The sequence below is a fragment of the Pseudomonas sp. genome (assembly GCF_051660785.1).
In the GTDB taxonomy this organism is placed as follows: domain Bacteria; phylum Pseudomonadota; class Gammaproteobacteria; order Pseudomonadales; family Pseudomonadaceae; genus Aquipseudomonas.
The window spans coordinates 31,865-45,082 of record NZ_JBOFQE010000053.1 but is presented as its reverse complement, the minus strand read 5'-3'; the positions used below and the strand labels follow the sequence as shown (position 1 = coordinate 45,082).

Annotated in this window: 13 protein-coding genes; 9 read left to right on the top strand and 4 right to left on the bottom strand. The window is 59.9% G+C overall.

Annotated elements, in window-relative coordinates:
* Positions 1–118 precede the first annotated feature (118 nt).
* The 7 genes from ACRC4F_RS12635 to thiO are packed head-to-tail and all read left to right on the top strand — an operon-like array spanning position 119 to position 6,882.
* Positions 119–592 carry a GspH/FimT family pseudopilin gene (locus ACRC4F_RS12635; protein ID WP_438659599.1) on the top strand — a complete coding sequence of 158 codons (474 nt, stop codon included), beginning with the start codon at positions 119–121 and terminating at the stop codon, positions 590–592.
* Positions 589–1,038 carry a type IV pilus modification protein PilV gene (gene pilV, locus ACRC4F_RS12630; RefSeq protein ID WP_438659598.1) on the top strand — a complete coding sequence of 150 codons (450 nt, stop codon included), beginning with the start codon at positions 589–591 and terminating at the stop codon, positions 1,036–1,038. Before ACRC4F_RS12635 ends, pilV begins: the two co-directional genes overlap by 4 nt.
* Positions 1,035–1,748 carry a PilW family protein gene (locus ACRC4F_RS12625; protein WP_438659597.1) on the top strand — a complete coding sequence of 238 codons (714 nt, stop codon included), beginning with the start codon at positions 1,035–1,037 and terminating at the stop codon, positions 1,746–1,748. Before pilV ends, ACRC4F_RS12625 begins: the two co-directional genes overlap by 4 nt.
* Before the next feature lie 11 nt (positions 1,749–1,759).
* A complete protein-coding gene (locus tag ACRC4F_RS12620; RefSeq protein WP_438659596.1) occupies positions 1,760–2,212 on the top strand; it encodes a pilus assembly PilX family protein in 453 nt (150 codons plus the stop codon).
* On the top strand, positions 2,199–5,309 hold the full coding sequence (locus tag ACRC4F_RS12615) for a pilus assembly protein (protein ID WP_438659595.1): 3,111 nt from the start codon (positions 2,199–2,201) through the stop codon (positions 5,307–5,309). The genes ACRC4F_RS12620 and ACRC4F_RS12615 overlap by 14 nt, the downstream gene beginning before the upstream one ends.
* A gap of 14 nt (positions 5,310–5,323) precedes the next feature.
* Positions 5,324–5,725, top strand: coding sequence for a type IV pilin protein (locus ACRC4F_RS12610; RefSeq protein WP_438659594.1), 402 nt, complete (start codon positions 5,324–5,326; stop codon positions 5,723–5,725).
* Positions 5,726–5,781: 56 nt separating this feature from the next.
* Entirely contained in the window at positions 5,782–6,882 is a 1,101-nt protein-coding gene (gene thiO / locus ACRC4F_RS12605; RefSeq protein WP_438659593.1) for a glycine oxidase ThiO, read from the top strand.
* A gap of 113 nt (positions 6,883–6,995) precedes the next feature.
* Here thiO and ACRC4F_RS12600 read toward each other — a convergent pair whose 3' ends face one another.
* The 4 genes from ACRC4F_RS12600 to ACRC4F_RS12585 all read right to left on the bottom strand — a co-directional run bounded on the left by ACRC4F_RS12600 (position 6,996) and on the right by ACRC4F_RS12585 (position 11,288).
* A complete protein-coding gene (locus tag ACRC4F_RS12600; protein ID WP_438659592.1) occupies positions 6,996–8,342 on the bottom strand; it encodes a sigma-54-dependent transcriptional regulator in 1,347 nt (448 codons plus the stop codon).
* Positions 8,339–9,928, bottom strand: coding sequence for an ATP-binding protein (locus ACRC4F_RS12595; protein WP_438659611.1), 1,590 nt, complete (start codon positions 9,926–9,928; stop codon positions 8,339–8,341). Before ACRC4F_RS12595 ends, ACRC4F_RS12600 begins: the two co-directional genes overlap by 4 nt.
* A complete protein-coding gene (locus ACRC4F_RS12590) occupies positions 9,918–10,151 on the bottom strand; it encodes a PP0621 family protein (protein WP_438659591.1) in 234 nt (77 codons plus the stop codon). The genes ACRC4F_RS12595 and ACRC4F_RS12590 overlap by 11 nt, the downstream gene beginning before the upstream one ends.
* A gap of 114 nt (positions 10,152–10,265) precedes the next feature.
* On the bottom strand, positions 10,266–11,288 hold the full coding sequence (locus ACRC4F_RS12585) for an outer membrane protein assembly factor BamD (RefSeq protein ID WP_438659590.1): 1,023 nt from the start codon (positions 11,286–11,288) through the stop codon (positions 10,266–10,268).
* A gap of 151 nt (positions 11,289–11,439) precedes the next feature.
* On the opposite strand from ACRC4F_RS12585, the gene rluD reads away from it, so the two are divergent.
* Entirely contained in the window at positions 11,440–12,402 is a 963-nt protein-coding gene (gene rluD, locus ACRC4F_RS12580; RefSeq protein WP_007942311.1) for a 23S rRNA pseudouridine(1911/1915/1917) synthase RluD, read from the top strand.
* On the top strand, positions 12,399–13,124 hold the full coding sequence (gene pgeF, locus ACRC4F_RS12575; RefSeq protein ID WP_438659589.1) for a peptidoglycan editing factor PgeF: 726 nt from the start codon (positions 12,399–12,401) through the stop codon (positions 13,122–13,124). The genes rluD and pgeF overlap by 4 nt, the downstream gene beginning before the upstream one ends.
* Positions 13,125–13,218: the final 94 nt, after the last annotated feature.

Genomic DNA, 13,218 nt, shown 5'->3' with positions numbered 1-13,218 from the left:
GTGGAGTGCTGCGAGCCGCGCAATCCGTGCGCGAGTAATGGCAAATCAACCGTACGCCAGCCGGTCGAATGTTCTAGCGTGTAGAAGCAGGTATAGCCGACGGCAACGGAGGGCATCGATGGATCATCGTACAAAAGGTTTCACGCTGATCGAGCTGTTGGTCTCGCTCGCGGTATTTTTGATCCTGATCACCCTGGCCGTGCCAGCGTTTACCCGGTCGGTGCAAGGCACCAAGGCCGACACCGAAATCGGCGACCTGCAACGCGGACTCAATTTCGCGCGACTTGAGGCCATCGACCGGGGCGTCACCACCCGGGTCCGCCCGACGGCAGGCGGCAGCGTCTGGACCGGAGAACTGACGGTCTATGACGGTACTGGCAATCTGGCCAATATATTGCGGGTTGTTCCAGCGATGAGCAGCGGCGCGGCTCTGACGCTACCCTTGGGAGTGACCGCTATCGATTTCAACAATCTGGGTGGTTTGTCGGCGCCGTCCGCACCCGTGGTGATCAGCTACGTATTGGGGGCGCAAAGCAGGACGCTGAATGTGTGTTTGAACGGACGAATTCTATTGGGTGGAAATTGCGGATGAGGGAACGGGGCAAACATGCACAGGAGGGCATGACGCTGATCGAAGTGCTGGTCGCGTTGGTGATTCTGACCGTGGGGCTGCTGGGGGCGGCGGCGATTCAGCTCAATGCGCTGAAGTACACCGACAGCTCGCGCATGACCAGCCAGGCCAGTTTTATCGCCTATGACATGATGGACCGTATCCGCGCCAACTCCGGTGCCGATTACACCGGGACGCCGCCGGCGGCGGGCAACCTGAACGTCGCCCGCGATCAGGATCTCTACGATTTCACCACCAACATCATCAATTTCGGCGGTGCCACGGCTACCGGCACCGTTGCGTTGAGCCAGCGGGTGTACACCATCACCATCACGTGGGATGACTCGCGCGCCGCCAATACCGCCAACTCGCGCCGCAGCTTTGTCTTGACCAGTCGTGCCACTGTCGACCCGGTGGCAACGCCATGAGGCGGTCCAACAGCGGTTTCGGGCTGATCGAATTGTTGATCGCCCTCGCATTGAGCCTGATTGTCGTGCTGGGCGTGGCACAGATTTTCATCGCCGCCAAGAACACCTACGTCAGCCAGAACACCGCCGCCGCCATGCAGGAAGACGCGCGCTTCGTGCTCAGCAAAATGATTCAGGAAATTCGCATGGTCGGCATGTTTGGCTGCCTGGGGACCATCACCGACTCGAGCACTTCTGGCGACTTCAACGCCGGTCAGATAACGCCCATCAGTTGGGATAACGCCAACCTCAAGTTGACGCTGGTGACCGCCGATGTCGGGAGCAGTGGCGGGGTGCCGGCCTGGACGGTGATCTCCGACTGTCGAAACACGGCAACGGCCTACACGGGCGCACGAGTACCGGCCACGGGGTTTCTGGCGTTTCCGATCCGGCGTCTGATCTATAGCTTCAGCAACAACAAAATCATGATGGGCTCCGGTACCGGCACGCCTGCCCAGTTCGTGCTGGTCGATAACGTCAGTACCTTCAGCGTGCTCTTTGGCCTCGCCAATTCTGCCACTGATGTAGCCGCTTCCAGCTACAGCGCAAATCCGTCCGACCCCGCACGAATTCGAAGCGTGCGCCTGACGCTGACGCTCTTTGACCCGAACAGTCGGGTAAAAAATCAAACCTTCACCGTGGTTGCCGCCTTGCGCAACAGGTTGCCATGAGGAAGACCTCCATGAATGTTCACCCCCAGCGGGGAATGGCGCTGCTGGTCAGCCTGGTGTTTCTGCTGCTGCTGACCTTGATCGGTATTTCATCGATGCAGAACGCCACCCTTCAGGAGAAAATGGCCGGCAGCGTAAGTTTGCGCAACCAGTCGTTCCAGGGCGCCGAAGCGGCGCTACGCGTGGGAGAAAGTGCGGTGCAGCTGGACAGCTATTCATTGCCAGTCTGCAGCCAATGCGCACCACCGGCGGACTCGTCGACGGTCACCGGCGCCGGTGCCGGTTCCTCCGGCGTGACCTGGATCGCCTCCGGCAGGGGGTTTTACGCGGTGCAGAACATCGGCACCACGGTCAACGCCGTGAATGTGCCGAGCAACACCTCGGCGACGCTTTACCGGGTGACCGCCGTCGGTATCGCCGGCAACTCGCGCAGCGTCGTGGAGAGTATTTATGCGAAGTATTAAAGGGCGAGGCGGGTGGTGGTCGCTGTTGTGCGGCGTTGTACTGGCGCTTTACCTGTCGGCTCCGGCCTACGCCTTCACGCCTTCGGACTCTCCGCTGTTGAGCGCTGCGGCCGTCGCTCCGAACGTCATGCTGCTGATCGACGACTCGGGGAGCATGAACAACATCATTTGGGCGCCGGGTTTCAATCCGACGACCAACTACGCGCAGATCGCGATTTGCAGTTCAAACTTTTCCTGTGTGAGCGGGCAGAGTCTGGACATGGATGACAGCAATATTTTGCTGTCCAGCCTGAACCGCGGCGGCTGCTCGACCAGTGGCAACTGGTACGGTTTTTATCGAGGCTTTCTTGGATTGACGCCCGTCTGCCTGAAGCTGCCGGACCCGGTGGGTAATGAAAATACGCGTTACACCGCCAACTACCTGGCCTATCTGCTGGGGCTGGCCAACGGTTCGAACAAGGATTTCACCAGCGGTACCAGTGCAATTCCCAATGACTACCGGATCAGCGTGGCACAGGATGTCTCCACAGGCCTGGTCGCCAGCAATCGCTCTCTGCGTATCGGCCTTGCAACGTTCAATCCACCCACGAGCAGCAACTCCGGTGGCGGTGGGTTCATCGCCCGATCGATCAGTGATCTCTCGGCGGTCAGTGGCAGCATCACCCAGGCCCAGGCGGATGCCAACTACAACAACCTGATCTCTGCCATCAATGGCTTGGGTGCCGTAGCCAACACGCCGCTGGCGGAAACCTACTATGAAATAAACCGTTATTTTCGGGGCCTGGCGCCGTTCTACAACTCGACGCCTGCTACTTACACCAGTCCGATTCAGTATCGCTGTCAGAAAAACTATGGCGTCGTGATCACCGATGGCTTGCCGACCTTTGACCGGACTTTTCCGACGACCGATCCCCTGGGTGGTACTCGCTTGCCCAATTGGGATGGCGTGAATAACGATGGTGACAACCTGAATGGTGACGGAGAAGGCGACACGCTGTATCTGGACGACATCGCCAAGTTCTCCTTCGACATCGACATGCGTTCCACGGGCAACGATCTGGCAGGCAAAAGCTGGAACGCAGCGGATTTCCCGAAACAGAACATGAACACCTACACCGTGGGTTTTACCGCCGCGAACCAGATGTTGTCGGACGCGGCCAACTACGGGCAAGGCAAGTACTATCAGGCGACCGACAGCGCAGGGCTCAACAGTGCACTGTCCTCGGCGCTGAGCGACATCACCTCGAAGGCCGGTTCCGGCGGCAGCGGCGTCACCAGCGGGACCACCCTGGCCAGCAACTCAAGTTACTTCCAGACCAGTTATGACCCGAAGGACTGGCGCGGCACGATCAGATCCTTTGGCTTCACCTCAGCGGGGTTCGTGAACACCAGCGCGACGTTGTGGACCACTGACACCACCATCGTTCCCGGGGCAACGGCGCCGACCTATCAGTCGTGGAATACCCTGACAAATGCGGCGGTCACGCTGGCCTATGGCAGTTTCTCCCCGGCACAGCAGACCTCCCTCAGCCAAGGCCTGCCCACCGGTATCACCGGCAGCGATCTGGTGGAGTGGAGCAAGGGCACCAACAAAACCGGGCTGAAAGTACGCAGCGTGCTACTTGGCGACATCATCAACTCGCCCCTCGTGCTGGCTTCACCCACGGATAAAACCGCCTCCGATCTGGTGGGGGACACTGCCTACAGCACCTACCTGACCACCAAATCCACCAACATGAGCTCCAGCCTGGTGGTGAATGCCAACGACGGGTTTGTAAATGTCATCAACTCGGCCAATGGCGCCCGGCGTTATGCCTTTATGCCTTCCAGCGTGTTGCCATCGCTGCGCTACATTGCCGACCCGACCTACATCAACGGCGTGAGCCACAAGTTTCTGGTCGACGGTCAGGTCGGGGTGTTCGATGCTCAATTCAGCGCTGCCTGGAAAACTGTCGCCATTGGCGGAACCGGAGCAGGCGGCAAGACCTTTTATGCGTTGCAGCTGTTCGACGCATCAGCGGGTAACGTGTTCAAGGCACTGTGGGAAATCAGTGCGCCGGCCACGGCCAACACCGCGAACGTTTTCAATGATCTGGGTTATGCCTATGCACGCCCGGAAGTGGCACGCTTGGCCGACGGTCGATGGGCAGCGTTCATTTCCAACGGATATGGCAGCAACTCCGGGTTGGCGGCGTTGTACGTGTTGGACATTCGCGACGGCTCGTTGATCAGGAAAATCGTGGTAGACAGCACCGATACCAACAATGGCCTGTCGTCGGTGAAGCTCAGGGTCAATTCGCAGAATGTGGTGCAGGCCGCCTATGGCGGCGATTTGCGAGGGCGGTTATGGAAGTTCGATTTGAGCGCTACCGCTCCCGATTCCTGGGGCGTGGCATTTTCCGGCAAGCCGTTGTTTACCACGGCGGGTGGCGCCACCCAGCCGATTACCGTGCAGCCTTTGCTGGCGGACAATTCGCTGGGCGGCAAGGAAGTATTTTTCGGCACCGGCAAATTCAACGAGACTGCCGACAAGACCAACAAGGATTTGCAGGCGTTCTACGCCGTGTGGGACGCAGAAGGCGGGGCCGGTCAGATCACCGTGTCCGGTTTGCAGGCTCAAGCGGTGACCGGTGTGTTCTCCGGCAGCACCGGGCAATTCATCACCACCAGCCAGAACGAAGTGACCTATCCGGCGGAGAAGGGCTGGTACTTGCCGCTGGTGTACAACAACGTGCTGACAGGGGAGCGGGTGATCAATCAGGCCAGTCTGGTACTGGGGCGGATCATCTTTACCACGGCGAGTGTGGACACCACCGACCCGTGTGCCAGCTTCGGTACCGGCAAACTGGTCGAACTGGATGCGTTCAGCGGTAAGATGCTCAACTATGCGGTGCTCGACACCAACAACGATGGGACGGTCGACAGCATTGACACGGTGTCCAGCGGATTGGTTTTTACCGGCGGCATCCCGACCCTGAACGCCATCGTCAACGGCGCGTCCCGCAAGATCGTGAACGATTCCAGTGGCGGCATCAGCACCCTGGTGGAAAAATCCGGCGGCGGCAGCCGCCGCATCATGTGGCGTCAAATACAGTAAGTGAGAATTCAGGAATGCGCAGATCCAACCGAGGTTTCACCCTGATCGAAATCATGATCGTGATTGCGATCATCGGGATCGTCATGACCATTGCCGCCCCGAGCCTCACCGAGTACGTGAAAAAGGGTCGCCGCACAGAGGTGGCCGGGCTGCTGTCCGAGCAGGCGCAGATCCTTGAGCGGTTCTACTCGAAGAACAATGTCTATACCGCCGCCACCGGGCTGAGCGCCGGCAATGACTTTTACACCATCACGCCGACCCTGACCGATCAAACCTTCGTGCTGACGGCAACGCGCAAGACTGGCACAGCGATGGCGACCGACAAGTGCGGGGATTTCACCCTCACCAATACGGGCGTCAGAAGCATGGTCAATGCAACGTCCGGGCTTGCCACCAAAGATTGCTGGGGTCGCTGAGTTCCTTTTTCGGGCGTCTTTTGCGCCCTCTGTCTATTTATCGGTTGGATCAGAACATGAGCAGGCAACAGCAAGTGGTGATTGTCGGTGGCGGCGTGATTGGGCTGCTGACGGCATTCAATCTCGCGTCCGAAGTGCAAAGTGTTGTGTTGCTGGATCGTTCGAGCGTCGGTCAGGAATCGTCATGGGCCGGTGGCGGGATTGTTTCGCCGCTCTACCCGTGGCGCTACAGCCCGGCAGTCACCGCGCTGGCGCATTGGTCCCAGGACTTTTATCCACAGCTCGGTGAGCGACTGTTTGCAGCGACGGGGGTTGATCCGGAAGTGCACACCACCGGCCTGTACTGGCTGGATCTGGATGACGAGGCCGAGGCGCTGGCCTGGGCCGAGCGGGAAAACCGCCCGCTGCGGGCTGTGGATATCTCGGCGGCACACGACGCCGTGCCCGTGCTGGGTGGCGGGTTTTCCCGGGCGATCTACATGGCCGACGTGGCCAACGTGCGCAATCCGCGACTGGTGAAGTCCCTCAGGGCCGCGTTGCTGGCGCTGCCGAACGTGACAATCCGTGAGCAGTGCGAAGTCAGCAGGTTTATTCGTGAAGGCAATGAAATCGTTGGCGTGCATACCTTGGCGGGCCCTGTTCATGGTGATCAGGTGGTCCTGACGGCGGGCGCCTGGAGTGGCGACTTGCTGAAGAGCCTGGACCTGGAACTGCCGGTCGAGCCGGTCAAAGGCCAGATGATCCTGTACAAGTGCGCGGCGGACTTCCTGCCGAGCATGGTGCTGGCCAAGGGGCGTTATGCGATTCCCCGGCGCGACGGGCATATTCTGATTGGCAGTACGCTGGAGCATGAAGGCTACGACAAGACGCCGACCGACTCGGCACTGGAGAGCCTGAAGGCATCGGCTGTGGAGTTGATTCCTGCCCTGGCGGATGCCGAAGTGGTGGGGCATTGGGCCGGATTGCGCCCGGGTTCGCCAGAGGGGATTCCCTATATTGGCCGAGTGCCGGGGTTCGACGGGCTTTGGCTCAATTGCGGGCATTACCGTAATGGGCTGGTGTTGGCGCCAGCGTCGTGTCAGTTGTTTGTGGATGTGATGCTGGGGAGGACACCGATTATTGATCCTGCGCCGTATGCCCCCGAGGGTCGGATCTAGTCGCAGAATCTTCAGCACCTGTCAGATAGCAATCGCGAGCAGGCTCGCTCCCACATTGGATCTGCGACCGACGCCAATCCCCTGTGGGAGCGAGCCTGCTCGCGATGGGGCCTTCAATCCAGCCCCAATTTCTTGAGTCGATAACGCATCGACCTGAACGACAGATTCAACCGCTGAGCCGCCGCCGTGCGGTTCCAGCGGGTTTCCTCCAACGCCTGGAGGATGAGTTTGCGTTCGACGTTTTCCAGATAGTCTTCCAGGTTGTCGATCTGCGTCAGGTCCGGCACGCCGTTCTCTGCCGTGCAGTTGCCTTCGGCCAGCCGCAAGTCGCTGGCTTCGATCTGTTTGTTCTCGCACAGGGTATAAGCCCGTTCCAGCACGTTCTCCAGTTCCCGCACGTTGCCCGGGAAACGGTAGCTTTTCAGCGCATCGAGGGCCTGTGGGTGGAGTTTTGCGGCGGGTTCGCCGCTGCCGGCCGCCAGACGCTTGAGCACATGACTGGCCAGCGGCTCGATGTCGTCGCGGCGCTCGCGCAACGGCGGGACGCGCAGCTCGATCACATTCAACCGGTAGTACAAATCCTGGCGAAAGCGTTCGGCGCTGACTTCGGCGTCGAGGTCTTTGTGGGTGGCGCAAAGAATGCGCACATCGACCACCACTTCTTGCTGCCCGCCGACACTGCGAATGGCTTTTTCCTGAATGGCCCGGAGCAGTTTGACCTGCATTGCCAATGGCAGATCAGCCACTTCGTCGAGAAACAGTGTGCCGCCATGGGCGGCCTGGAACAGCCCGGGTTTGTCTTCGATGGCGCCGCTGAAACTGCCTTTGCGATGACCGAAGAATTCGCTTTCCATCAACTCCGACGGAATCGCCCCGCAGTTGACCGGGACGAACGGCTGATTCGCCCGCGGACCCTGTTCGTGAATCAACCGGGCGACCAATTCCTTGCCGCTGCCGGATTCGCCGCTGATGTAGACCGGTGCCTGGCTACGGGCGAGTTTGTCGATTTGTTTACGCAGGTTGCGCATTGGTGCTGAGTCGCCCAACAACCGGCGATCGATAGCGGTACTGGCGCCGCCCGGTGCCGCCAGGCGCAGGGCGCTGCTGACCAGTTCGCGCAGGCGTGTCAGGTCGACCGGTTTGGTCAGGAAGTCAAAGGCGCCTGCCTTGAGGGCGTTGATGGCCGTTTCGAGGCTGCCGTAGGCGGTAATCATCGCCACCGGCACTTGTGGATAACGCTGCTGGATGTACTGCACTAGTTCAAGGCCGGTGCCGTCGGGCAGGCGCATGTCGGTCAGGCACAGGTCGAAAGTTTCCCGCGTCAGCAACGCCTGGGCTTCTCCAAGGTTGCGGGCACTGTAGGTATCGAGTTTCATCCGTCCCAGGGTGATTTCCAGGAGTTCGCGGATATCCGGTTCGTCGTCGACGATCAGGACTTTGGGCTGAGGGCTCGTATTCAACTTTGTTTCCGTCCGTGAGCAAAAGTAATGCGAAAGCAGCCGCCGCCTTGGCGTGGTTTGAAGTCTAGGCGGGCCTGATTGCTTTCGCACAGCTCACGGGACAGATAAAGCCCCAGGCCAGTGCCCTGGCTACTGGTGGTGAAGAACGGTTCGAACAAATGCGTCTGTTGGTCCGGTGCCACGCCGGGGCCGTTGTCCAGGACTTCAAGCATCGGCAACTGGCTGTCGGGGTCGACAAACAACTCGAGCCAGACCTGCGCCAGGTTGTGATTCAGGGCGCTATGGCGCCAGGCATTGCGCAACAGATTGTCGAGAATCTGAGTCAGTTGATTGGGGTCCATCAGGGTTTTGAAGTCGCCCGAGCCGATGCGCAGGTGAATCAGCTGGTGCTCGGTCGCCCCTTCGCGGGTTTCGGCGACGAAGTGCTCAAGCCACGGCTTCAGATCAAGCCGTTGCGGTACGGTTTGCTGGCGGCGGGACAGTTGCAGGACGTTTTCGATAACCCGATTCATTCGCTGAGAGTGGTCTTGGATAATCTGCGTCAGACGCCGATCCGCGCCGTTCAGTTCCTCAGACTCGCGCAGCAATTGCGCGGCATGACTAACGGCACCCAGTGGGTTACGGATTTCATGGGCGATGCCGGCGGTCAATCGACCGAGTGCGGCGAGTTTCAGCTGCTGCGCTTGTTGAGCGATCTGGGCAAGGTCTTCGAGAAACACCAGGGTCTGATGATTCGGGCTTTGGTCCAGCGCAATGAAGCTGGGCTGCAGTTCGAGGCCACTGCTGGCAATTTTCAGGCTTTGCGGGCGCAACGACGGATTGGTGAACCACAGTTGAAGGCGTTCGACCAATGTCGGCGAATAATCGTCGATCAACCGACCGTCGAGGTTTTTCTGCCCCAACAAAATCAAGGCGCTGTGATTGGCCAGTTGCACCCGCCGTTGAGCATCCAGCACCAGAATGCCCGTGCGCATGCGATGCAGGATCAATGCGTTGAGCGCCTCCAGGCCAACCACTTCACTGGCCCGCTGTTCGGCGAGGCTTTCGCTGTCTTCCAGACGCCTGATCAGACCTTGCACCAGCAATGCCGCTGCAAAGCAGAGCGCGCCGAGGGTGCCGACTTGCAGGTAATCGCTGGGACTGATCGGGTGACTGAAGCTCAGGAGGAAGCTGAAGCCGACGATGCCCAGGGCGGCGACCGCTGCTATCAGCAGGCCGATGCGCCCGCGCAACAAAGTGTTGCTGATGGCCACCGAGACGATCAGCAAGTTGCCGATGGCGCTCGCCACGCCGCCACCCGCGTAGAACAGGCCGCAGAGCAGCAGTACATCGATCAGTGCGAGGGCGAAAAGCTGTGCCGGCCGTCGGGTGTTCTCCCAAAAGACCACCAGCAAGATGTTCAGCACCAGGTACAACCAACTGCCACTGCGCAGCAGGTCGTCCTGGGCGAAGGCCAGCAACTGGTTGTCCATGTTGCTGGAAATCAACAGCACCAGAGTGATGCCGACGCTTAAACGGTAGAGATGATAAAGGCGCAGCAGTCGCTGGGCCTGTTTGCCACCGGGACTGGACGTCTCAGCGACCACTTGGGCCCGGGCCTTGCTCAAGGTGAGCCTGGCTGCAATACCACTGTTGTTGAAGGCTCAGCGCGCGGTCGCGAGGCAGGTGAACGCCGCAATGAGCGCAGCGGACCATGGGCGCCGCATCCCGCTCGGCGGAAGACCTGGGCGTGGACGCCGAAGCCTTGAACTTGCGCCAGAACCATACCGCAGCGGCAATCAGGGCGATCCAGAATAATAAACGAAGCATGGTGAGCGGCTTTATCAGCTAATGAACAGGCAGTTTAGCCAAGGACCCGAGCCGCGCACAGCGCAATAAAAAAGGGAGACTCAAGAGTCTCCCTTTTTTGCACAACCTGATGTGTCAGTCGAACACGCCGAAGGTCATGTAGCTAAACCACGAGCGGTCTTCGTTGTTGCCTTGGGCTTCGTGTTCCTCTTCTTCGATCACGTCGCCATCTGCATCTTTAGGCTTGAGATCGTTCGGAATCGCGTCCTTGGCATCCTGGAACTGCTTCTGCACGTCCTGGTTGGCGCGGGTTTCGCCCGGTGGCAGCGGCGGACGGGATTCGATCAGGCCCAGAGTGGCCTTGCTCAGCCACGAACGGTTGTCGGCTTCGTCGACCGAAGGCTTGAACTGACCGTCCACCAGGCTTGGGTGGTTCGGGTAGTTGAGCTTCAGGGTTTCGAGGCTGGTGGCTGCCAGGTCGTCCAGGTGCAGACGCTGGTAGGCTTCGGTCATCACCGCCAGGCCGTCGCCGACCGATGGGGTTTCCTGGAAGTTTTCCACCACGTAACGGCCACGGTTCGCGGCGGCGACATAGGCCTGACGAGTCAGGTAGTAGTCGGCGACGTGAATCTCGTAGGAGGCCAGCAGGTTGCGCAGGTAGATCATGCGCTGCTTGGCATCCGGCGAGTAGCGGCTGTTCGGGAAGCGGCTGGTCAGCTGGGCGAACTCGTTGTAGGAGTCGCGAGCGGCACCCGGGTCACGCTTGGTCATGTCCAGCGGCAGGAAGCGCGCCAGCAGGCCAACGTCCTGGTCAAAGGAAGTCAGACCCTTGAGGTAGTAAGCGTAATCCACGTTCGGATGCTGCGGGTGCAAGCGAATGAAACGCTCGGCAGCAGACTTGGCAGCTTCTGGCTCGGTGTTTTTGTAGTTGGCGTAAATCAGCTCGAGTTGAGCCTGATCGGCGTAGCGCCCGAACGGATAACGCGACTCCAGCGCCTTCAGCTTGGCTGTGGCGGCGGTGTAGCTATTGTTGTCCAGATCGGTCTGAGCCTGCTGGTACAGCTCGACTTCGCTAAGGTTTTCGTCTACGACTTCCTTCGATGAGCAAGCAGCGGTCAATGCGAGGATGGCGATCAGCAGCAGGTGTTTCACTTGCATGGCGGCTTGCGTCCCTATGACGGCCGCTGTCTTGGGCGGGGCCGTCCTGTTATGATGAGCGCCCCGTTGAATAGCCTCGGGGCAAAAGACGCCGTATTTAACCACAAGCGCGCAGCCGAAACCAAAGGCTGTGCCGACGCCTAGTCTGAGCATGTCCGATAAAATTGAACTTCGCGCAGAGGTGCCGTCCGAATTGGGCGGCCAACGCCTCGATCAAGTCGCCGCACAATTATTCGCTGAGCACTCGCGCTCGCGCCTTTCCGCCTGGATCAAAGACGGCCGCCTGACTGTGGATGGGGCGGTTATCCGCCCGCGAGACATCGTTCATGGTGGTGCCATTCTTGAACTGACTGCCGAGCAGGAAGCTCAGGGCGAATGGATCGCTCAGGACATCGAGCTGGACATCGTCTATGAAGATGACGACATCCTGGTGATCAACAAGCCTGCGGGCCTGGTTGTGCATCCGGCTGCCGGTCACGCCGATGGCACCCTGCTCAACGCCTTGCTGCACCACGTGCCGGACATTATCAATGTGCCCCGCGCCGGTATCGTGCATCGCCTCGACAAGGACACCACCGGTCTGATGGTGGTGGCCAAGACCATTCAGGCGCAGACACAGCTTGTCACGCAATTGCAGAGCCGCAGCGTAAGCCGGATCTACGAATGCATCGTGATCGGTGTGGTGACGGCCGGCGGCAAGATCAACGCGCCGATCGGTCGTCACGGCCAGCAACGCCAGCGCATGGCCGTGATGGAAGGGGGCAAGCAAGCCGTCAGCCATTACCGCGTGCTCGAGCGTTTCCGCTCCCACACTCACGTGCGGGTGAAGCTGGAAACCGGTCGTACGCACCAGATTCGTGTGCACATGGCTCACATCAACTATCCGTTGGTCGGAGACCCTGCCTACGGCGGTCGATTCCGCATTCCGCCGGCAGCCAGTGTGACCATGGTCGAGTCGTTGAAGGCATTCCCGCGTCAGGCCCTGCATGCGCGGTTCCTGGAGCTGGATCACCCGACCACCGGTAAGCGCATGAGCTGGGAATCGCCACTGCCGGACGATTTCGTCTGGTTGCTGACCCTGCTCAAGCAAGACCGCGAGGCGTTCATCGGATGAGTGACTGGCTGATTCCCGACTGGCCTGCGCCTGCCGGGGTGAAAGCCTGTGTGACCACCCGTGCGGGCGGCGTCAGTCTGGCGCCGTTCGACAGCCTCAACCTCGGCGATCACGTCGACGACAGCCCCGAAGCTGTTGCCGAAAACCGCCGTCGCCTCACCGATCATTTTTCTATTCAGCCGGCCTGGTTAAAGCAGGTTCACGGCATTGCCGTGGCTCACGCGGACCCAAGCCTCACAGCCACTGCCGACGCCAGCTGGACGGCAACCCCCGGGATTGCCTGCGCGGCAATGACTGCCGATTGCTTGCCGGCCTTGTTTTGCGACCGCGCCGGCACACGCGTCGCGGCAGCCCACGCCGGTTGGCGTGGATTGGCAGCGGGGGTGCTTGAAGCAACCCTCGACAGTCTCGATGTGCCACCAGAAGATGTGCTGGTCTGGCTCGGTCCGGCCATTGGCCCGCAAGCCTTTGAAGTTGGCCCCGAAGTGCGCGAGACCTTCGTCCAGCAACTGTCCGACGCGGCCAAAGCCTTTGTGCCCAGCCAAAATGCTGGCAAATTCATGGCTGACATCTATGAGCTGGCGCGTTTGCGTCTGGCAGTGCGTGGTGTCACCGCTGTTTATGGTGGCGGTTTCTGCACCGTGACCGACCCTCGCTTCTTTTCTTATCGCCGCAGTCCTCGCACCGGTCGGTTTGCCTCCCTTGTCTGGCTCGAAGACTAGACTTCTCTGATCTGCATCAACTGATCGACGCTTGAAACTCCCAGAATCGACCGCATCTATAACGGTATCTGGCAGGTTTCTTCATTCAGGATGT

Excerpts from the sequence above, each read along its gene's own strand:
- ACRC4F_RS12625 (WP_438659597.1), top strand. The coding sequence starts at position 1,035 with ATGAGGCGGTCCAACAGCGGTTTCGGGCTGATCGAATTGTTGATCGCC.
- ACRC4F_RS12585 (WP_438659590.1), bottom strand. The coding sequence starts at position 11,288 with ATGCAAGTGAAACACCTGCTGCTGATCGCCATCCTCGCATTGACCGCT.
- pgeF (WP_438659589.1), top strand. The coding sequence starts at position 12,399 with ATGAGTGACTGGCTGATTCCCGACTGGCCTGCGCCTGCCGGGGTGAAA.
- ACRC4F_RS12620 (WP_438659596.1), top strand. The coding sequence starts at position 1,760 with ATGAATGTTCACCCCCAGCGGGGAATGGCGCTGCTGGTCAGCCTGGTG.
- ACRC4F_RS12615 (WP_438659595.1), top strand. The coding sequence starts at position 2,199 with ATGCGAAGTATTAAAGGGCGAGGCGGGTGGTGGTCGCTGTTGTGCGGC.
- ACRC4F_RS12590 (WP_438659591.1), bottom strand. The coding sequence starts at position 10,151 with ATGCTTCGTTTATTATTCTGGATCGCCCTGATTGCCGCTGCGGTATGG.
- thiO (WP_438659593.1), top strand. The coding sequence starts at position 5,782 with ATGAGCAGGCAACAGCAAGTGGTGATTGTCGGTGGCGGCGTGATTGGG.
- ACRC4F_RS12635 (WP_438659599.1), top strand. The coding sequence starts at position 119 with ATGGATCATCGTACAAAAGGTTTCACGCTGATCGAGCTGTTGGTCTCG.
- rluD (WP_007942311.1), top strand. The coding sequence starts at position 11,440 with ATGTCCGATAAAATTGAACTTCGCGCAGAGGTGCCGTCCGAATTGGGC.
- ACRC4F_RS12610 (WP_438659594.1), top strand. The coding sequence starts at position 5,324 with ATGCGCAGATCCAACCGAGGTTTCACCCTGATCGAAATCATGATCGTG.
- pilV (WP_438659598.1), top strand. The coding sequence starts at position 589 with ATGAGGGAACGGGGCAAACATGCACAGGAGGGCATGACGCTGATCGAA.